Here is a 19020-nt window from a genome sequence, read left to right as displayed (position 1 = left end):
TCAGGCGGCGAGCGGTGCGGGCCGCACGACGACGGCGTCCGGCTCGTGTTCCTGCGCTGCCGGGTGCACGAGCGGGCCGCCGTCAGGAACCGTGTCCTCGGCGTCCTCGGTGGTGACCTCTCGCAGGGGCAGGCCCAGCGTGACGGTGGCAGGACGGGCCGGTGCGCGAGGGGGCGGTGTCATCATCGCGACGCCGAGCGTGCCGGCCGCTCCCACGGTGATCGCCAGCAGCGCCACCAACGTCCATCCGAACGCCATCGCCGAACCGAGGAGCAACCCGTCGCCGACGGCGACGGCGCTCCCCGCGAGCAGTACCCGTCTCATTGTCCTGACCTCCACGGTCCGCCTCTTCCGTGCTACTCCAGGACACGACACATACCTTGCGGCCGCATCCGCAGGGGATCGCACGCAGGTCACAAGTCGGTACCGACCACGTCGGGACCTCTGAGCGACCTCAGGGCGGCGTGAAGGTCAGACTTCTCAGGTGTGGGTGTGGCGTCCTGCGAGGCTGTGGCCCAGCAGCAGCGGGGACGGCTCCGGGGCGGTCTGGCGGTGCACCTCGCCGGCGAGGCGCAGCGCGAGCTCGAACCGGACGGCGACCACGCTGTCGGCGCTGAACCGACCGCCGAGGCGCGGGTGGGGCATGAACGTCAGGACCTCGTCGTCCTGCGGGACGACGCCGTACCGGGCCGCCTCGATGGCGAGGTCCTCGAGCAGGAGGTCGGTGCGGCCGTCCGGGGACTCGAGCTCGGCGCTGAGCTCGACGGCGGTGGGCCAGCGCAGCTCGAGCGTGCCCTCCACCGTGTCCAGGAACCACCATCCCTCGAGGGACTCGAGGAACACGTCGCCGAACAGGGAGGCGAACCGGGGCGTCTTTCCGTGGATGCCCAGCCACGACCAGGACGCCAGCCCGTAGGCGAAGGCACCGGGGGTGAATGGTCGAAGAAGTTCCACGAGCGCATCAAAGCACGGTGTGCCGCACAAGCAAACCCTTGCCGCAAATGAACAAGATGTGACCGGTTTCACGGACACGGGTCACGTGGTCCATGGGTTGTTCAATGCGGGACCGGCCGGGAACCTGGGTCCGGTGCGGCACGTTGTCCCGGGCATGAGCCAGACCGACATCTCGTCCAGCACCGCACCGTCCGGACCGGCCGCGCCGCGCATCGACCTCCGTGAGGTGGCGATCAGCGGGGGCGCCACGCTCGCGTGGTACGCCGTGCCCGACGTCGTCCGTTCGCGCCGCGCACGCGCCCTCGTCAAGACCGCCGTGCTCGTCTCGGGCTTCGCGCTCGCCATGGCGACGCGAGGGGGCTCCGAGGCGCGCGCTGCAGCCCGCGACGTCCGTGACGCCGTCGGTGCCTTCGGTGCCGTCGACCCTGCCGACCCTGGTGGCCCCGCCTGCCCCACCGGCGCGGGAGATGCCGACGGCACCGGCCGCCCGGTGCTGACCGGCGCCGTGGTCGTCGGTGGGCTGGCGGTCGCCGGCACCGTCGCGGTGCTCGGCGAGCGGTGGGCGTATCGCGCGGGCGAGCACCTGCGGGCGCGCGGCGTACGGGCACCGCACACGACGGTCGGTCTGGTGCTCGGTGCGGCCACCGCGGGCCTCGCGGTGGTCGAGGGGCGGCTCAGCGCAGGGCTGTCCAGATCAACAGCTGAGTGACGAGGAACCCGGTGACGATGTTGAGCCACAGGAACCGGCGCCAGCCGGCGTTCGCCCGCTCGCAGTCGGCGTCCGCCAGGTTCCGGAAGGGCGCGATGCTCAGCAGGTACGGCACGGTCAGCAGCGCGGCCAGCATCCCCGGCCAGCCGCAGGCGAGCAGCACCAGACCGCCGACGGCGTAACCGGCCATCGCCGCCCGGACCGTCCGGCCCGCGCCGAGCCAGGTGGCCACCGACCCGATCCCGGCAGCACGGTCGGCCTCGACGTCCTGCACCGCCCCGAAGGCCTGCGACGCCATGCCCCAGCAGAAGAACCCCGCGAGCGCCGCCAGCACGGGTCCGCTGAAGGAACCGTCCGCCAGCGCGACCCCGAAGACGGCGGGGCTGACGAAGTGGGTGCTGGACGTGGCGGAGTCCAGCACCGGGCGCTCCTTGAAGCGCAGGCGCGGTGCCGAGTACGCGACCACGGCGAACACGCTGACGGCGAGCACCGCCGTCGACGCCGCGTCGCCCACGGTCACGAGGTAGCCGAGGAACGGCAGGTTGGTCACCACGGCGGCCCACACGGTCAGCCGGTGCCAGCGGCGCGACAGGACCACGCCCTCGATGCCGCCCTTGCGGGGGTTGCGCAGGTCGGACTCGTAGTCCCACACGTCGTTCAGCCCGTACATGAGCAGGTTGTACGGCACCAGGAAGTACAGCGTCCCCAGGACCAGCTCGGTGACGCCGGTGCCCGCGATGCCGCCCGCCATGACGAAGGCGGCGGCGAACGGGTAGGCGGTGTTGACCCAGCTGACCGGGCGGGACGAGCCGACGAGCTGGCGCAGCGCGACCGCGGGCCCGTCGTGAGCGACGGCCGTCATCCGGTGTTCTCCTTCGGTGCGGCCAGGGCCCAGAGGCTGGGCAGCAGCAGGGCGGCCACGACCGGCCACGCCAGGTCCTCGACCGGCGTGAGCCAGACCCGGGGGCCGAGCAGGGCGCCGTCGCCGTAGCGGAACAGGTCCGCGGCGATCATCAGGCTGTCGAACACGATCGTCAGCACGACCAGGACGGCGGCCGTCACAGCGATCAGGGCCCACCACCGCGGGCCCAGCCCGCGTGCCACGGAGGCCGCGACGGCGAGCGCCAGGCAGGCGGCGACGACCACGACGGCGAGCAGCGCGTACGTCATCGGACCGTCCTTCCTCGGCTCGTCCTCCGGGTGGCCCATCGTGCCAGCAGCCCGTGCAGCACGAGCGTGACGTAGCAGAGGAACAGGATGAAGAACAGCTCCTCGAGCGGCAGGTGCGGGGCGAGCTCGACGCCGGTCATCGCGGCACCGCCCCGCTCGTAGTAGCCCTCCGCGATCGCCACGACGTCCCAGGCGAGGAACACGGCCGTCCCGGCGAGCAGCACGGCGGCGCCGCGCACCGGGTGCGCCGAGAAGAGGAGCAGGCGTGCGCGGTGGTCGATCAGGGCCATGCAGGCCAGGGCTCCGAGCAGCAGAGCGAGGTACACGAGCTGGTCCCAGCTCACGGGACCTCCGCCGTCGCGGTGGGGCCGGGGAGCGGTACGGGGCCGCTGCTCGTGTCGCCCCGCAGGCGCTTGAGCACCAGCTCGGCACTGATGAGGCACATGGGCAGCCCCACGCCGGGGATGGTCGATCCGCCCGCGTAGAGCAGCCCGGTCACGCGGCGCGACCGGTTGCCGGCGCGGAACATGGCGCTCTGGCGCAGCGTGTGCGCGGGTCCGAGCATCCCGCCGGACCACGCGGACAGGTCAGCGGCGAAGTCCCCGGGACCGAGGGTGCGGCGCACCGTGACACGCTCGGCCAGGTCCGGCACGCCTGCCTGCTCGGCGACGCGCTCGATCGCGGCGTCGGCGACCTGCTCGATCCGGGCGTCGCCGGCACCGTCGACCCCGCCACGGCCGAGCGCCGGGTCGGCCGGGACGGGCACGAGGACGAACAGGTTCTCGTCGCCGTCGGGTGCGACCGTCGGGTCGGTGCGCGAGGGCGCGCACACGTACAGCGATGCCGGGTCGGGCACGCGCCCTGCGGCGATGTCACCGAAGTTCGCGTGCCAGTCGCGGGTGAAGAACAGCGAGTGGTGGGCCAGCCCGGGAAGCCGCCCACGGACGCCCAGCAGTGCGAGCACGCCGCCGGGCCCGGGGTCGCGCCGGTCCCACCAGCGCTGCGGGTAGGTCTGCAGCGGGGGCGGCAGCAGCTCGGTCTCGACGTGGTGCAGGTCGGCGGCGGCGACGACGACGTCGGCACGCGTCTGGTGCTCGGCGCCGGTGTCGTCGGTCCACCGCACCCCGGTGGCGTGCGCCCGGGGGCCGCGCGGGGCCGGGACGCCGGCGGGTCCGGGGCCGGGCGCCGTCGTGATCGCCGTGACGCGGGCACCCGTGCGGACGCGTGCTCCCGCGTCCTCGGTCAGGCGCGCGACGGCGGTGACGACGGCGTGGAAGCCGCCCTGCGGGTACCGCACGCCGCCGTCCAGGTCGAGCGCGCTCATGAGGTGGTACATGCTGGGCGCACGCTGCGGCGAGGACCCGAGGAACACGGCCGGGTAGCCGAGGAGCTGGCGCAGCCGGACGTCGTCGAACCTGCCGGCGACGAACGACTCGAGCGACCGGCCCAGGAGCGTCCCGAGGCGCGGCAGGCGGGTCAGCACGTCGCGCGAGGCGAGGCCCCGCCACGACGCGAAGGTCGTGTACAGGAAGTGCCGCATCGCCATGTCGTAGGTGTCGTGCGCCGAGTCGAGGTAGCGGTCCAGCCGTGCCCCGGCACCGGGTTCGACGGCTTCGAAGGCAGCCACGTTGCGCGCGCGGTCCGGTGCCACGTCGAAGGGCCCCGCGTGCCCGTCGAAGAACACCCGGTAGGCGGGGTCGAGCGGTCGGGGGTCCAGCTCCGCCTCCGCGCTGCTGCCCATGAGCCGGAACCAGCGGTCGAACACCTCGGGCATCAGGTACCAGGACGGGCCGGTGTCGAAGCGGAAGCCGCCCGACTCCCACGAGCCGGCGCGTCCCCCGACGGCGTCCTGGCGCTCGAGGACCTCGACGTCGTGCCCCCCGCGCGCCAGGAGCCCGGCGGTCGCCAGGCCGGCGATCCCGCCGCCGACGACGACGACCCTCATCGGGTCATCTCCCGGCTCACCGCGCGCGCCGCCTGGCGGAGCTTGACGACGTCGGGCACGCGCACGCGCTGGTGCCGCAGCACGGCGGCGGGCGTGCCGCGCATCCGACGGGTCAGCTCGGCGAAGAGGTCGTGCGCGAGCTGCACGGCCACCCGGCTGGACCGCGGCAGGTCCCGGATCGCGCGCCGGGCGACGGCCAGGTCGGCCTCGATGTCGTCGAGCAGCCGGTCCTTCGTGGCGTCGTCGAACGCCGCGGGGTCGAGCCCGGGGAAGTAGCTCCGCCCGCGGCCGTCGACGTCGTCGGCCAGGTCGCGCAGGAAGTTCACCTTCTGGAAGGCCGCGCCGAGGCGGGCCGCGCCGGCCGCCCGGCGTGCGTAGGCGCCGTCGGCCCCGTCGACGAAGATGCGCAGGCACATGAGCCCGACGACCTCCGCCGAGCCGTGCACGTAGCGCGCGAAGCTCTCGTCGTCGTGCCGGGTGACGGACAGGTCCGTGCGCATCGACGCGAAGAACGGGTCGACCAGGTCGGGACCGATCCCGTATCGCCGTGCGGTCCTGACGAACCCGTGGACCACGAGGTTGTGGCTGTAGCCGCGCTTCGCGGCGAAGGCGACCTCCTCCTCGAGCCCGGTGAGCAGCTCCTCGCGCTGCGCGACCGTCAGGTCGGCGGCGATGTCGTCGACGATCTCGTCCGCGACCCGGACGAGGGCGTAGACGGCACGGACGTGGTCCCGCACCGAGGGCCCGAGGAGTCGGCAGGCCCATCCGAACGATGTCGAGTAGGTGTCGACGACGACGGCAGCCGTCCGTCGCGCGGCACGGTCGTACTCGGTGGCCGTCGCCGCTCGCCCCGCCCTCGCCGGCACGTCTTCCAGCATGGCGCAAGGCGCCGGGCTCTGCCTGCTCACGGCCTTCTCCTCAGGGAACTAGAACACCTGGAAAGTATCTTGCCAGGTTAGATAATAACCACGACAGGGCTACGCTGTCCCCGTGACCCAGCCGAGCAGCGGGACGTCGCGGTACTGGTACGGACCCGCCGACGAGGACCTGCGCGACCTCCTCGAGGCCGTGCGCACCCTCCGCCGGGCCGACGAGGCCATGCGGCAGCGCGCGAGCCGCGACATGGGCATGAACGTCAACGACCTCCGCGCGCTGCGGTTCGTGATCGAGCGTGAGCACACCGACGTGCCGGCGACCCCCCGGATGCTCAGCACGCACCTCGACGTCTCCACCGCCGCCACCACCAAGCTCGTCGACCGGCTCTGCCGGTCGGGCCACCTGGAACGCGGACCGCACCCCGACGACCGCCGCTCCGTGGTGCTCCGGGTCACCCCCGACGTCCACCACGAGGTGCGGGAACGCCTCGGGGGCATGCACTCGCGCATGCTCGACGTCGCCCGGACCGTCCCGGCGTCGGCGCGGCCGGCTGTCCGCGATTTCCTGCTGGCGATGGCGGAGGAGCTCTCGAGGGATGACGACGACGCCGCGACGCACGTCGTCACGGTCTCCTCGGACGCTCCTACCGCCGCGTCGGGTACCGCCGCCGCCCCGGTAGACTGAGCCTGCGCCGCCCCGTCCCGCGTCGAGCCGCGCTCGTGGCACGTCGTCGGGGCACGGGGTCGCGCGCGACCTGGCCCGGACCGACGCCGGATTCCGTGGGCGTGCGGCGACCGCCGCGTGCGCACGGAGATCACCCGGTCCGGCGCCCCGTGCGAACCGAGGGATGTTGATGACCGCCGCTGCCGACCGCGCCGACACCGCGCCGCCCCTGCGCCCGACGCTCGACACCGTCGAGAACGCCGCCGCGAACCCCGACGAGACCCAGCCGTACGGCGAGCTCGGGCTCAAGGCCGAGGAGTACCAGCGGATCCGCGCCATCCTCGGGCGCCGCCCGACGGCCGCCGAGCTCGCGATGTACTCGGTGATGTGGTCCGAGCACTGCTCCTACAAGTCGTCGAAGAACCACCTGCGCAAGTTCGGCGAGCGGGTCACGCCCGAGATGACCGAGCACCTGCTCGTCGGCATCGGCGAGAACGCCGGCGTCGTCGACATCGGCGACGGCTGGGCCGTCACCTTCAAGGTCGAGTCGCACAACCACCCGAGCTACGTCGAGCCGTACCAGGGCGCCGCCACCGGCGTCGGCGGCATCGTGCGCGACATCATCTCGATGGGCGCCCGCCCCGTGGCCGTGATGGACCAGCTGCGGTTCGGTGCGGTCGACCACCCCGACACGGCGCGGGTCGTGCACGGCGTCGTCTCCGGCGTCGGCGGGTACGGCAACTCGCTCGGCCTGCCGAACATCGGCGGCGAGCTCGTGTTCGACGCCTCCTACCAGGGCAACCCCCTCGTCAACGCGCTGTGCCTGGGTGTGCTGCGGCACGAGGACATCCACCTCGCCAACGCCTCCGGCACCGGCAACAAGGTGATCCTCTTCGGTGCGCGCACCGGCGGCGACGGCATCGGCGGGGCGTCCATCCTCGCGTCCGAGACCTTCGAGGACGGCGTCCCCGCGAAGCGCCCGAGCGTGCAGGTGGGCGACCCCTTCATGGAGAAGGTGCTCATCGAGTGCTGCCTGGATCTCTACGCGGCGAAGGTCGTCGAGGGCATCCAGGACCTCGGTGCGGCCGGCATCTCCTGCGCCACCTCCGAGCTCGCCTCGAACGGCGACGGCGGCATGCACGTCGACCTCGACGACGTGCTGCTGCGCGACCCGTCGCTGAACGCCGGCGAGATCCTCATGTCGGAGTCGCAGGAGCGGATGATGGCGGTCGTCACGCCGGAGAAGCTCGACGCGTTCCTGGCCATCACCGACCGGTGGGACGTCGAGACGTCCGTGATCGGCGAGGTCAACGGTTCCGGCCGCCTCACCATCGACCACCACGGCCAGCGCATCGTCGACGTCGACCCGCGGACCGTCGCGCACGAGGGCCCCGTCTACGATCGCCCCTACGCGCGCCCCGCCTGGCAGGACGACCTGCAGCGGGCGTCCGTGGCCGGCCTCGGGCTGGCCCGCCCGGAGACCGCCGACGAGCTGCGGTCCACGGCGCTGCGCCTGCTCGCCTCGCCCAACCTCGCCTCACCCGCCTGGGTGACCGACCAGTACGACCGTTACGTCCAGGGCAACACCGCGCTGTCCCAGCCCGACGACGGCGGCGTGGTGCGCGTGGACGAGTCCACCGGCCTGGGCGTCGCCCTGGCCACCGACGCCAACGGCCGCTACGGCAAGCTCGATCCGCGGGCCGGCGCACGGCTCGCGCTCGCCGAGGCCTACCGCAACGTGGCGACGACGGGCGCGACGCCGCTCGCCGTCACCGACTGCCTCAACTTCGGCTCGCCGGAGCACCCCGACTCGATGTGGCAGCTCGTCGAGGCGATCGAGGGCCTGGCCGACGCGTGCCAGGAGCTGGGCGTGCCCGTCACCGGCGGCAACGTCTCGCTGTACAACGGCTCGGGTGAGCCCGGGCAGATCGACTCGTCGATCCACCCGACGCCGGTGGTCGGCGTCCTCGGTGTCATCGAGGACGTGCGCACCGCGCTGCCCTCGGGCTGGCGCGCCGCGGGTCTGTCGGTGCTGCTGCTGGGCGCCACCGCCGACGAGCTCGACGGGTCCGCCTGGGCCGACGTCGTGCACCGCCACCTCGGAGGGCTGCCCCCGCGGGTCGACCTCGAGGCCGAGCGTGCGCTGGCCGGCGTGCTCGTGGAGGCGCGCCGCTCGCAGGCGGCGACGGCGGCGCACGACCTGTCCGAGGGCGGGCTCGTGCAGTCGTTGCTCGAGGCCTCGCTGCGCTACGGTGTCGGCGTGACCGCCTCGCTCGACGCGGTCACCGGCCGTGACGGCGTGACGCCGTTCGCTGCGCTGTTCAGCGAGACCACCGCACGCGCGCTGGTCGCGGTGGCGCCGGAGCGGGAGGCCCAGATCGTCGCGGCGGCCGAGGCGGCCGGTGTGCCGGTCGCGCGGATCGGCGAGACCGGCGGCGACACGGTCACGGTGTCGTTCGGCGCCGAGTCGTTCGCGATCGCGCTGGACGAGGCGCGCGAGGTGCACGAGGCCACCCTGCCGCGCATCTTCGGTTGATCGTCGCCGTGCGCCCGGTTCGCCGTCTCACGTTCCGGGACGATTCGCCATGCGCGAATGAGATCGTCATGCTGGCCGGAGCACCAGGGGCGCGCCGTGACCGGCACGTCGTCACCGTCGAACCGGAGGAGAACTGATGGAAGACCAACTGCAGGGGACCTTTGCCGAGGTGCTGCAGCGCAACCCGGGCGAGGTGGAGCTGCACCAAGCCGTGCGCGAGGTCTTCGAGTCGCTCGTCCCGGTGCTGCGCAAGAACCCGCAGTACACGGAGGCGGCGGTGCTCGAGCGCATCTGCGAGCCCGAGCGCCAGATCATCTTCCGCGTCCCGTGGGTCGACGACTCCGGTCAGGTCCGGATCAACCGCGGCTTCCGGGTGGAGTACAACTCGGCCCTGGGGCCGTACAAGGGCGGCCTGCGCTTCCACCCGTCCGTCTACCTGGGAACCGTCAAGTTCCTCGGGTTCGAGCAGGTCTTCAAGAACGCCCTCACCGGCCTGCCCATCGGCGGCGGCAAGGGCGGCTCGGACTTCGACCCCCGCGGTCGCTCCGACGGCGAGGTCATGCGCTTCTGCCAGTCGTTCATGACGGAGCTGTACCGCCACATCGGCGAGTACACCGACGTCCCTGCCGGTGACATCGGTGTGGGCGCTCGCGAGATCGGCTTCCTCTTCGGCCAGTACAAGCGGATCACCAACCGGTACGAGTCCGGCGTGCTGACGGGCAAGGGGCTGACCTGGGGCGGTTCGCTGGTCCGCAAGGAGGCGACGGGCTACGGGTGCGTCATCTTCGCGGACCGCATGCTGGCGACCCGCAGCGAGTCGCTCGACGGTCTGCGCGTCTCGATCTCCGGCTCGGGGAACGTCGCCATCTACGCCGCCGAGAAGGCGCAGCAGCTCGGCAGCCGCGTCATCACGTTCTCCGACTCCTCCGGGTACGTGGTGGACGAGGCGGGCATCGACCTCGACCTGCTCAAGCAGATCAAGGAGGTCGAGCGGGGGCGGGTGTCCGACTACGTCGACCGTCGCCCGGGCGCCCGGTTCGTCACCGAGGGCAACCTCTGGGAGGTGCCGACCGACGTCGCCCTGCCCTGCGCCACGCAGAACGAGCTCACCGACAAGGACGCCGAGCGGCTGGTGGCCAACGGCGTCCGTGCCGTGGCGGAGGGCGCCAACATGCCGTGCACGCGCGAGGCCGTGGCCCTGCTGCGCGAGCACAGGGTCCTCTTCGGGCCGGGCAAGGCCGCGAACGCCGGTGGCGTGGCGACGTCGGCCCTCGAGATGCAGCAGAACGCCTCGCGGGACTCCTGGAGCTTCGACTACACCGAGCAGCGGCTCGGCGAGATCATGGCCACGATCCATGACCAGTGCCTCGCGACCGCTGACGAGTACGACGCCCCGGGAGACTACGTGGTGGGCGCCAACGTGGGCGGTTTCACGCGCGTGGCCGACGCCATCATCTCGCTCGGCGTCGTCTGACCCGACAGCACCGGAGGCGTCGTCTCACCCGACAGCCCGGGCGGCGACGGCCCCGGCCGCGCCGCCGGCGGGGCTCCTCGATCGCGGAGCCGCGCCGTCGTGCTGCGCGGGGCCACCGCGGTGCTCAGACCTCGGAGTTCTCCGAGGAGATCATCCAGGCCTGCTTCTCCAGGTCGGCGATGATCTCGTGCAGGAGGTCGGCCGAGGTCGGGTCCTCGGCGTCGACCTCGTCGTGCACGTCGCGGACGACCTCGACGGTCTGCGCCACGCGCTCGACGACCGCGTCCACGGTGTCGCCCACCGACACCAGCCCGGCAGGGTAGGGCGAGAGGTCGGTCTTCGTGGCGACGGTCTCGGTGCGGCCGTCCGGCACGGCCTGCAGCGCCCGCAGACGCTCGGCGACGGTGTCGCTGTGCTCGCGGGCGACGTCGACCAGCTCGTCGAGCTGGAGGTGCAGGTCGCGGAACCCGCGCCCCGTGACGTTCCAGTGGGCCTGCTTGCCCTGGACGTGCAGGTCGACGAGGGCCACGAGGACCCGCTGCAGGTGGGCGTGGAGCTTCTCCGACGCCTCGGCCCGGTGCGTGCTGCGATGGATCGACGGTGCGGACATGATGTTCCTCGCTCTCTCGGGGATCGCCCGGCGGCGGTCACCGTGCTGGTGCTGCGCCGTTCTCTTGAACGATTCCAGGTTAGGAACAATTCCGCAGGTCCGCCAGCAAGGACAGGCGTGCCTTGGGGGAGCGGGGCAGGGCAGGCAACCCTTCGGCGGACACGCTCCTGACCGGCGCGCCGTGGCGCGGGTCACTATGCTGGGGCGCAGGGAGGCTTCCGATGACGTGGCCGCTGGCGTACCTGATGTCGGTCGTGCTCGTGCTCGCGATCATGGCTGTCGGTACCTGGCTGCGCTCGGCGCCGCACCGAGCGGCACGGGAACGGCGTCGTCGTCGCCGGGACGGACCGGACCCTCTCGTCACGCTGGCGATCCAGATCCGCCTCGGCGAGCTCTCCCACGAGCTGCACAAGGTGACCGAGGACCCGGACGTCTATGCCCGCGCCCACCACTGGCGGGCCGCGCAGGACGCCTACGACGCGATGCTGCGGGACGCCTGCCGCGCGGCCGGGCTCGCCGTCGTCGACCGGCCCCTGCGCGCCGACGAGCGGGTCACCGAGGACGAACGGCTGCGCGAGGAGCTGGAGCTCAGCGCCCGAGGCTGGTCCTGGTGACGACCTCGGCGGACGTCGCACTTCCTCGGCGGAGACAGGGCCGGCCCGGCCGAGGCGGTACCTCGACCGGGCCGGTGCGGAGCTCGGGTCAGAACGTGTCGACCGCCGAGTTGAGGGTCCGCGACGGTCGCATGACCGCAGCGGCCTTGTCGCCGTCCGGGTAGTAGTACCCGCCGACGTCGACGGGGTTGCCCTGGGCCGCGAGCAGCTCGTCGACGATGGTCGACTCCTGCTCCGCCAGGGTGGCTGCGAGCGGCGCGAACGCCGCGGCGAGCTCCGCGTCCTCGGTCTGCGCGGCCAGCTCCTGCGCCCAGTACAGGGCGAGGTAGAAGTGCGAGCCGCGGTTGTCGATGCCGCCCACGCGACGGGTCGGCGACTTGTCCTGGTCGAGGAACGTCCCGGTCGCGCGGTCGAGGGTGTCCGCGAGGACCTGTGCGCTCGCGTTGCCGGCCACGCGGGCCAGGTGCTCGAACGACGCCGACAGCGCGAAGAACTCGCCGAGCGAGTCCCAGCGCAGGTAGTTCTCGGCCAGGAGCTGCTGGACGTGCTTCGGGGCCGATCCGCCCGCGCCGGTCTCGAAGAGCCCGCCGCCGTTCATCAGCGGCACGATCGACAGCATCTTGGCCGACGTGCCGACCTCGAGGATCGGGAAGAGGTCCGTGTTGTAGTCGCGGAGCACGTTGCCCGTCACCGAGATCGTGTCCAGGCCCTCGCGGATCCGGTCGAGGGAGTAGCGCGTCGCCTCGGCCGGAGCCATGACGAGGATCTCGAGCCCGTCGGTGTCGTGGTCGCCGAGGTACTCCTCCACCTTGGCGATGAGCTGCGCGTCGTGCGCGCGGTCGACGTCGAGCCAGAAGACGGCCGGGTCGCCCGACTCGCGGGCACGGCGTACCGCCAGGCCCACCCAGTCGCGGATCGGGGCGTCCTTGGTCTGGCACGCGCGCCAGACGTCTCCGGCGGCGACGTCGTGCGACATGAGCACCTCGCCGGCGGCGTTCACGACCTCCACGGTGCCGTCGGCCGGGATCTCGAAGGTCTTGTCGTGCGACCCGTACTCCTCGGCCTTGCGGGCCATGAGGCCGACGTTCGGCACGGAGCCCATGGTGGCCGGGTCGAGGGCGCCCTTGGCGCGGCAGTCGTCGATGACGGCCTGGTAGACGCCGGCGTAGGAGGAGTCGGGGATGACGGCGAGCGTGTCGTGCTCGGCGCCGTCCGGGCCCCACATGTGACCGCCGATGCGGATCATCGCGGGCATCGAGGCGTCGATGATGACGTCCGAGGGCACGTGCAGGTTCGTGATGCCCTTGTCCGAGTTCACCATCGCGAGCGCAGGGCCGGCCTCAAGACCCTTCGCCACGGCCGCCTTGATCTCCTCACCCTCGGGCAGGGCGTCCACGCCCGACAGGATGCCGGCGAGACCGTCGCGGGACGAGAGCCCGGCCGCCTTGAGCTGCGCGCCGTAGCGCTCGAAGACCTCGGGCAGGAACGCCTCGACGATGTGGCCGAAGATGACCGGGTCGGAGACCTTCATCATCGTGGCCTTGAGGTGCGCGGAGAACAGCACGCCCTCGGTCTTCGCGCGCTCGATCTGCTCCGCGAGGAAGCGGTGCAGCGCCGCGACCGACATGAACGTCCCGTCGACGACCTCACCCTCCTCGACGGCCAGGCCCTCCTTGAGCACCCGGGTGCCGTCGCCCGTGCGCAGGCGGATCGTCAGCGTGTCGGCGGCGGGCATCGTCACCGACTTCTCGTTCGAGAAGAAGTCGTCGGCACCCATCGTGGCGACGTTGGTCTTCGACTCGGGGGACCACTCGCCCATGCTGTGGGGGTGCGCCTTGGCGTAGTTCTTCACGGCCGCCGGTGCACGGCGGTCGGAGTTGCCCTCGCGCAGGACGGGGTTCACCGCGGAGCCCTTGACCCTGTCGTAGCGGGCGCGGGCCTCGCGCTCGGCGTCCGTGGACGGGTCCTCCGGGTAGTCCGGGATGGCGTAGCCCTGGCCCTGCAGCTCGGTGATCGCCGCCTTGAGCTGCGGCACCGACGCGGAGATGTTGGGCAGCTTGATGATGTTCGCCTCGGGCGTGGTGGCCAGCCGGCCGAGCTCGTCCAGGGCGTCGCCGACGCGCTGGGACTCGGTCAGGTGGTCGGGGAACAGCGCGAGGATGCGCCCGGCGAGGGAGATGTCGCGCGTGTCGACCTCGACGCCGGCCTTCGCCGCGTACGCCTGGACGATCGGGAGGAACGAGTACGTCGCCAGCAGCGGCGCCTCGTCGGTGTACGTGTAGTAGATCCGGGCGGCGGCTGACTGGGGCTGGGTCGTCATGCGGAGATGCTCCTGGGGACGTCGAGATCGTTTGATATCAAGATACTTTGCTCCGAGCGGCCGTGTCGAAACAGCATCTCCCTCCGCGCGCGGCGGCGCACAGGCAGAACTACGGTCGTGGCGTGCCCACCCGAGACCTGCGACTCGTGCCCGTCAGCTCCGACGACGTCGTGTCCGCGCTGGCCGCGCTGCGCGCCGAGATCGGCGTGCCCGCCATGTACCCGGCCGACGCCCGGGCGGAGGCGGAGCGTGCGGCGCGCGGCGACCTGAAGGACTTCCGCCAGGACCGCCGGGACATCGACTTCGTCACGATCGACCCGCCGGGCTCCCTCGACCTCGACCAGGCGGTCCACGTCGCGTCGTCCGGCCACGGGTACATCGTGCGCTACGCCATCGCCGACGTCGCCGCGTTCGTCTCGGCGGGAGGCGCCCTGGACGCGGAGGTGCACCGCCGCGGGCTGACGTTCTACGGCCCGGACTCGCGCACACCCCTGCACCCGACCGTGCTGTCCGAGGGTGCGGCGAGCCTCCTGCCGGGCGAGGACCGTCCGGCGGTCCTGTGGACCATCGCCGTCGACTCGTCCGGCGAGATCTCGAGCACCACCGTCACCCGCGCCGTCGTGCGCTCGCGGGCACGGCTCACGTACGGCGAGGCGCAGACCACGCTCGACGCCGGGTCCGCGCCGGAGTCCCTGACGCTCCTGGCCGACGTCGGCCGGCTGCGGCACGCTCGCGAGCAGGAGCGCGGCGGGGTCTCGCTGGCGGTCCCCGAGCAGGAGGTGGTGCGGCGCGCGGACGGCTCCTACGACCTGGAGCTCCGGCGCACCCTGCCGATCGAGGAGTGGAACGCCCAGATCTCGCTCCTCACCGGCATCGCGGCGGCCCGGCTCATGCGCGAGGCCGGGGTGGGCGTCTTCCGGACGCTGCCGCCCGCGGCGTCGGGCGACGTCGCACGCCTGCGGCACACGGCGGCCGCCCTGGGGATCGACTGGCCCGAGCACACGACCTACGCCGAGCTGCTGCCGCGCCTCGAGTCCCGGCGATCGGCGCACGCGGCGTTCCTCAACGAGGCGACGACGCTGTTCCGCGGTGCGGGTTACCTGGCGTTCGGCGTGCCAGGACCCGACGGCGGCGCGCGGGTCCCGCTGCCTGCGGACGCCCGGCACGCGGCCATCGGGGCGGAGTACGCCCACGTCACGGCGCCGCTGCGCCGGCTCGTCGACCGGTACGGCACGGAGATCTGCGTCGCGCAGTCCGCCGGCCGTGACGTGCCGGAGTGGGCGCTGGCCGCGCTGCCCGCCCTGCCCGCGACGATGCAGGCGGCGGCACGCCGCGCGAACGCCTTCGAGCGGGCGTGCGTCGACATCGTCGAAGCGGTGCTGCTCGGGTCCCGCGTCGGGAGACAGTTCGACGGGGTCGTCGTGGACGCCGACGCTGCCGTGGACCAGCACGGCCGTCCCCGGCGGGCCCGAGGCCAGGTCATGCTGCGCGACCCGGCGGTGCGTGCCGCCGTCGTCGGCGCGGAGGGCGTGGAGCTGCCGCTGGGGGAGCGCGCCCGGGTGACGCTGGCGGAGGCCTCGGTGGCCGAGCGGCGGGTGCTCTTCACCCTGCCGTGAAGCCCGCCCGGATCATCAGCGGGCTCGACCGACATAGCCTGGGCCCATGCCTGCACGACGACGGACGGACCCGGCCGCGGGCCGGGCTGCGGTGGCCGAGTGGCTCGCCGGGGCGGCGGACCGCCGGAGCACGACGACGGCGGTCCGGTTCACGCTCGAGGAGCTGGCCGACGTCGCGCCCGGGAACGCCGTCGAGGTGCGCGTCCCGCCGGCCGGCGCCGTGCAGGCCGTCCAGGGTCCGCGGCACACGAGGGGCACCCCGCCGAACGTCGTGGAGACCGACGTCCAGACCTGGCTGGCGCTCGCGACGGGCCGGCAGACGTGGGTGGAAGCCGTCGCGTCGGGGCGGGTGCACGCCTCCGGGGAGCGGGCCGACCTCACCGGGCTGCTCCCGCTGCAGGCGGCCCGCCCGCGCTGACGACAGCACCGACCACCGGGCGGGGGCAGGCGGCGGTGCGCCTGCGCTGGCCCGCCAGGCGGCCGCACCGTCGCGACCAGGCGGAGTGCCGGGCGAACAGCGGCCCCTGCATCGGCTCCCGGGGCTGCGCTCGTCGGTGGGGGACGCTACGGTCGAGCACCGGTCTCCTCTCGGCAGCGTGGTCGTGACCTGGGGTTCAAGCAGCGTTCACACCGGGCTGCTTGGCTGAGCCCGCCCTGTCGACCCTGATCGAGGAGGACCAGAGTGACTGTTCTGTCACGGATCCCGCGTTGCCGACGGACCGCGGGCGTGGCGACGTTCGCCGCCCTGCTCGTCCCGGCTGCCGCGGTCCCCGCCGTCCCTGCCGCAGCCGTGCCGTCGTCGGACGCCGTCGTCCTCGTCGAGGAGGTCTACGGCGGCGGTGGCAACAACGGCGCCGTCTACGACCAGGACTTCGTGGAGCTGTACAACCCGGGCGACGAGCCCGTCCCCCTGGACGGCTGGTCCGTCCAGTACGGGTCGGCGGGCGGCACCACCTGGTCGGGGCAGACCGACCTGGCGGGCGAGATCCCGGCGGGCGGTTCGTTCCTCGTGGGGCAGGCGCACGGCAACGACACCGACCTGCCGGACCTTCCGACGCCCGACGTCGAGGGATCGATCTTCATGTCCGGCTCGGGTGCCGAGGTGGCGCTGGTCTCCTCCACGGACCGCCTCGACTGCACCGGTGCGGCGTGCGCCGACGTCGCGGACCTGGTCGACCTGGTCGGGTGGGGCTCGGCGAACACCTTCCTCGGGTCCGGTCCCGCGCCGGGCACGACCAACGCGACGTCGGTCGCGCGGACCGACCACGGACACACGGTCGACAACGCCGCCGACTTCACGGCCGGCGAGCCGACGCCGGCGAATAGCGGCGCGCAGACCGACCCGGACCCCGACCCGGACCCGGACCCGAAGGCCGCCACGATCGCGGAGATCCAGGGGACGGGCGACTCCTCGCCGCTCGACGGGCAGGTCGTCACCACCCGCGGCGTCGTGACCGCCGTCTACCCGACGGGCGGGTTCGACGGCCTCTACCTGCAGACCTCGGGCAGCGGCGGCGACCCGGCCGACGACGCCACCCCCGGCGCCTCCGACGCCCTCTTCGTCTATTCCGCCGCCGCGGCCCAGGAGGTCGGGCTCGGCGACCACCTCGAGGTGACGGGCGAGGCCGGCGAGTACTTCGACCTGACGCAGGTCACGCCGTCGTCGTGGACCGTGCTCGACGAGCCCGCCGAGGCGGTGAAGCCGACCCCCACGACCTGGCCGGCCACCGACGCCGAGCGCGAGGCCCTCGAGGGCATGCTGCTGGCCCCGCAGGGCGAGCTCACCGTGACGGACAACTACTCGACGAACCTCTACGGCACCGTGGGTCTCGCGGCGGGAGACTCGCCGCTCGTGCAGCCGACGACGGCGGGTCGCCCCGGTTCGGACGAGGCGGCCGCGCAGGCCGCCGACAACGCGGCGCGCGCCGTCCAGCTCGACGACGGCTCGACGTGGGACTACTCGGGGTCGTCGAGGTCGTCGACACCGCTGCCGTGGCTGAACGGCACCGACCCGCTGCGTGTCGGCGCGCCGGTGACCTTCACCGGTCCCGTCGTCCTCGACTACCGGTACGGCGCCTGGTCGTTCCAGCCGCTCGAGCAGCTCACGGGCGACAACGCCGCCGCCGTGCAGCCGGCCGAGTTCGCCGACACCCGTGAGGCGTCGCCCGCCGACGTGGGCGGCGACCTCACCGTGGGCACCTTCAACGTGCTCAACTACTTCACGACCACCGGCGACCAGCTCGACGGGTGCCAGTACTACACCGATCGCGACGGCGACCCGATCAGCGTCCGCGGCGGGTGCCTCGCCCGGGGCGCCGCCGACGCCGAGAACCTGGAGCGGCAGCAGGCCAAGATCGTCGCCGCGATCAGCGAGCTCGGCGCCGACGTCGTCGCCCTCGAGGAGATCGAGAACTCGGCCGCGTTCGGCAAGGATCGCGACCAGGCGCTCTCCGACCTGGTCGACGCGCTGAACGAGGTGGACGGTGCGGGCACCTGGGAGCTCGTGCCCTCGCCCGCCGACGTGCCGACCGACGAGGACGTCATCCGCAACGCGTTCGTCTACCGTCCCGCCACGGCCGAGACGGTCGGCGAGTCGCGCATCCTGCTCGGGTCCGACGCCTTCGGCAACGCCCGCGAGCCGCTCGCGCAGACCTTCCAGCCGGCCGGCGGGGCCGCCGACGACCCGGACGACGACGTCGTGGTGATCACCAACCACTTCAAGTCCAAGGGCTCGGCCGGTCCCTGGCCGGGCGACGGCGACGCGGGTGACGGTCAGGGCTCGTCCAACGAGTCGCGGGTGCGGCAGGCGACGGCGCTGGTGGGCTTCGCGGACGAGGTCGCGGCCGACGCCGGCACCGACCGGGTGCTGCTGGTCGGCGACCTCAACGCCTACGAGCAGGAGGACCCGATCGTGGTCCTGACCGACGCGGGCTACACCGACCTCGGCCCGACGACGGGCAAGTACACGTACTCCTTCGGCGGCCAGGTGGGGTCGCTCGACCACGTGCTGGCCTCCCCGGCGGCGCTCGACGCCGTGACGGGCACGGACATCTGGAACATCAACGCGTACGAGCCGGTGGCGAACGAGTACAGCCGGTACGCCTACAACGTGACGCTCCTCTACGACGAGTCGCCGTTCCGGTCCTCCGACCACGACCCGCTGCTGGTCGGGATGGACCTCACGGCCGGCGGGCCCGGCGAACCCACCGAGCCCGCCTGGCAGGCCGACGTCGTCTACACGGCCGGAGACCGGGTGTCCTCGAGCGGCCGGGTCTTCGAGGCGATGTGGTGGACGCGCGGCGAGACGCCGGGCGCCAGCCCCTGGGGTGCCTGGGCGGAGATCGGCGCGCCGGTCGAGACCGACGCCGGCACCTTCCCCGCCTGGACGGCCTCGCAGGTGTACGTGGGTGGCGAGACAGTGGTGCACGACGGCGAGCGGTGGCAGGCCCGCTGGTGGACGCGGAACCAGGAGCCGGGAGACCGCCACGGTCCGTGGGAGCCGCTCGACTGACCTGCACGGCGCGGGGGATAGG

At 72.9% G+C, this 19020-nt stretch carries 17 protein-coding genes; 8 read left to right on the top strand and 9 right to left on the bottom strand.

The genetic code is table 11. The features are described from left to right. Together ACH5HR_RS05340 and ACH5HR_RS05335 are read right to left on the bottom strand one after the other, a co-directional pair. A complete protein-coding gene (locus ACH5HR_RS05340) occupies window positions 1-324 on the bottom strand; it encodes a hypothetical protein (protein ID WP_416476629.1) in 324 nt (107 codons plus the stop codon). A 156-nt stretch (window positions 325-480) separates the two neighbouring features. Continuing rightward, the gene (locus ACH5HR_RS05335) at window positions 481-954 is read right to left on the bottom strand and encodes a hypothetical protein (protein ID WP_416476628.1); all 474 of its coding nucleotides are present in this window, start codon (window positions 952-954) and stop codon (window positions 481-483) included. 154 nt (window positions 955-1108) lie between these two features. Here ACH5HR_RS05335 and ACH5HR_RS05330 point away from each other — a divergent pair, with 154 nt between their 5' ends. After that, window positions 1109-1663, top strand: coding sequence for a hypothetical protein (locus ACH5HR_RS05330; RefSeq protein ID WP_416476627.1), 555 nt, complete (start codon window positions 1109-1111; stop codon window positions 1661-1663). Here ACH5HR_RS05330 and ACH5HR_RS05325 read toward each other — a convergent pair. Genes ACH5HR_RS05325 through ACH5HR_RS05305 form a run of 5 tightly spaced genes read right to left on the bottom strand, consistent with a single transcriptional unit; the run spans window position 1629 to window position 5656 of the window. Further along, on the bottom strand, window positions 1629-2525 hold the full coding sequence (locus ACH5HR_RS05325) for a prenyltransferase (RefSeq protein WP_416476626.1): 897 nt from the start codon (window positions 2523-2525) through the stop codon (window positions 1629-1631). The genes ACH5HR_RS05330 and ACH5HR_RS05325 overlap by 35 nt on opposite strands. Continuing rightward, on the bottom strand, window positions 2522-2833 hold the full coding sequence (locus tag ACH5HR_RS05320; protein ID WP_416476625.1) for a lycopene cyclase domain-containing protein: 312 nt from the start codon (window positions 2831-2833) through the stop codon (window positions 2522-2524). Before ACH5HR_RS05320 ends, ACH5HR_RS05325 begins: the two co-directional genes overlap by 4 nt. Then, window positions 2830-3177, bottom strand: coding sequence for a lycopene cyclase domain-containing protein (locus ACH5HR_RS05315; protein ID WP_416476624.1), 348 nt, complete (start codon window positions 3175-3177; stop codon window positions 2830-2832). Before ACH5HR_RS05315 ends, ACH5HR_RS05320 begins: the two co-directional genes overlap by 4 nt. Next, window positions 3174-4778, bottom strand: coding sequence for a phytoene desaturase family protein (gene crtI / locus ACH5HR_RS05310; protein ID WP_416476623.1), 1605 nt, complete (start codon window positions 4776-4778; stop codon window positions 3174-3176). The genes ACH5HR_RS05315 and crtI overlap by 4 nt, the downstream gene beginning before the upstream one ends. Further along, window positions 4775-5656 (bottom strand): phytoene/squalene synthase family protein, encoded by an 882-nt coding sequence (locus ACH5HR_RS05305; RefSeq protein WP_416476622.1) that lies wholly within the window; start codon window positions 5654-5656, stop codon window positions 4775-4777. The genes crtI and ACH5HR_RS05305 overlap by 4 nt, the downstream gene beginning before the upstream one ends. Window positions 5657-5768: 112 nt before the next feature. Here ACH5HR_RS05305 and ACH5HR_RS05300 point away from each other — a divergent pair, with 112 nt between their 5' ends. From ACH5HR_RS05300 to gdhA, 3 genes are all read left to right on the top strand, one after another. Beyond that, a complete protein-coding gene (locus ACH5HR_RS05300; RefSeq protein WP_416476620.1) occupies window positions 5769-6338 on the top strand; it encodes a MarR family winged helix-turn-helix transcriptional regulator in 570 nt (189 codons plus the stop codon). Window positions 6339-6507: 169 nt separating this feature from the next. Next, a complete protein-coding gene (purL, locus tag ACH5HR_RS05295; RefSeq protein ID WP_416476618.1) occupies window positions 6508-8853 on the top strand; it encodes a phosphoribosylformylglycinamidine synthase subunit PurL in 2346 nt (781 codons plus the stop codon). Window positions 8854-8989: 136 nt separating this feature from the next. Next, a complete protein-coding gene (gene gdhA / locus ACH5HR_RS05290; protein ID WP_416476617.1) occupies window positions 8990-10327 on the top strand; it encodes an NADP-specific glutamate dehydrogenase in 1338 nt (445 codons plus the stop codon). A gap of 124 nt (window positions 10328-10451) precedes the next feature. Here the strand turns inward: gdhA and ACH5HR_RS05285 are convergent, their stop codons facing one another. Next, window positions 10452-10937 (bottom strand): Dps family protein, encoded by a 486-nt coding sequence (locus ACH5HR_RS05285; RefSeq protein ID WP_402373607.1) that lies wholly within the window; start codon window positions 10935-10937, stop codon window positions 10452-10454. Window positions 10938-11158: 221 nt separating this feature from the next. Here ACH5HR_RS05285 and ACH5HR_RS05280 point away from each other — a divergent pair, with 221 nt between their 5' ends. Then, the gene (locus tag ACH5HR_RS05280; RefSeq protein ID WP_402373609.1) at window positions 11159-11551 is read left to right on the top strand and encodes a hypothetical protein; all 393 of its coding nucleotides are present in this window, start codon (window positions 11159-11161) and stop codon (window positions 11549-11551) included. Between the two features lie 88 nt (window positions 11552-11639). Here ACH5HR_RS05280 and ACH5HR_RS05275 read toward each other — a convergent pair whose 3' ends face one another. Next, window positions 11640-13871 (bottom strand): NADP-dependent isocitrate dehydrogenase, encoded by a 2232-nt coding sequence (locus tag ACH5HR_RS05275; protein WP_416476615.1) that lies wholly within the window; start codon window positions 13869-13871, stop codon window positions 11640-11642. A 122-nt stretch (window positions 13872-13993) separates the two neighbouring features. On the opposite strand from ACH5HR_RS05275, the gene ACH5HR_RS05270 reads away from it, so the two are divergent. The 3 genes from ACH5HR_RS05270 (at window position 13994) to ACH5HR_RS05260 (ending at window position 18998) form a co-directional block, all read left to right on the top strand. After that, window positions 13994-15487: an RNB domain-containing ribonuclease gene (locus ACH5HR_RS05270; RefSeq protein ID WP_402373614.1), complete on the top strand. Its 1494-nt coding sequence runs from the start codon at window positions 13994-13996 to the stop codon at window positions 15485-15487. Window positions 15488-15533: 46 nt separating this feature from the next. Continuing rightward, a complete protein-coding gene (locus ACH5HR_RS05265; RefSeq protein WP_416476613.1) occupies window positions 15534-15905 on the top strand; it encodes a sterol carrier family protein in 372 nt (123 codons plus the stop codon). A gap of 309 nt (window positions 15906-16214) precedes the next feature. Next, window positions 16215-18998: an ExeM/NucH family extracellular endonuclease gene (locus tag ACH5HR_RS05260; protein ID WP_416476612.1), complete on the top strand. Its 2784-nt coding sequence runs from the start codon at window positions 16215-16217 to the stop codon at window positions 18996-18998. The last annotated feature ends 22 nt before the right edge of the window (window positions 18999-19020 follow it).

The sequence above is a fragment of the Isoptericola maris genome, from assembly GCF_048065335.1.
Taxonomy (GTDB): Bacteria; Actinomycetota; Actinomycetes; order Actinomycetales; family Cellulomonadaceae; genus Isoptericola; species Isoptericola rhizosphaerae.
Note: the sequence above shows the minus strand (reverse complement) of the source record. Positions and strands in the feature narration are given on the sequence as shown.

Coding starts and splice junctions, on each gene's coding strand:
- ACH5HR_RS05275 (WP_416476615.1), bottom strand. CDS start 13,871: ATGACGACCCAGCCCCAGTCAGCCGCCGCCCGGATCTACTACACGTAC.
- ACH5HR_RS05280 (WP_402373609.1), top strand. CDS start 11,159: ATGACGTGGCCGCTGGCGTACCTGATGTCGGTCGTGCTCGTGCTCGCG.
- crtI (WP_416476623.1), bottom strand. CDS start 4,778: ATGAGGGTCGTCGTCGTCGGCGGCGGGATCGCCGGCCTGGCGACCGCC.
- ACH5HR_RS05265 (WP_416476613.1), top strand. CDS start 15,534: ATGCCTGCACGACGACGGACGGACCCGGCCGCGGGCCGGGCTGCGGTG.
- purL (WP_416476618.1), top strand. CDS start 6,508: ATGACCGCCGCTGCCGACCGCGCCGACACCGCGCCGCCCCTGCGCCCG.
- ACH5HR_RS05305 (WP_416476622.1), bottom strand. CDS start 5,656: ATGCTGGAAGACGTGCCGGCGAGGGCGGGGCGAGCGGCGACGGCCACC.
- ACH5HR_RS05325 (WP_416476626.1), bottom strand. CDS start 2,525: ATGACGGCCGTCGCTCACGACGGGCCCGCGGTCGCGCTGCGCCAGCTC.
- ACH5HR_RS05285 (WP_402373607.1), bottom strand. CDS start 10,937: ATGTCCGCACCGTCGATCCATCGCAGCACGCACCGGGCCGAGGCGTCG.
- ACH5HR_RS05340 (WP_416476629.1), bottom strand. CDS start 324: ATGAGACGGGTACTGCTCGCGGGGAGCGCCGTCGCCGTCGGCGACGGG.
- ACH5HR_RS05330 (WP_416476627.1), top strand. CDS start 1,109: ATGAGCCAGACCGACATCTCGTCCAGCACCGCACCGTCCGGACCGGCC.
- ACH5HR_RS05320 (WP_416476625.1), bottom strand. CDS start 2,833: ATGACGTACGCGCTGCTCGCCGTCGTGGTCGTCGCCGCCTGCCTGGCG.
- gdhA (WP_416476617.1), top strand. CDS start 8,990: ATGGAAGACCAACTGCAGGGGACCTTTGCCGAGGTGCTGCAGCGCAAC.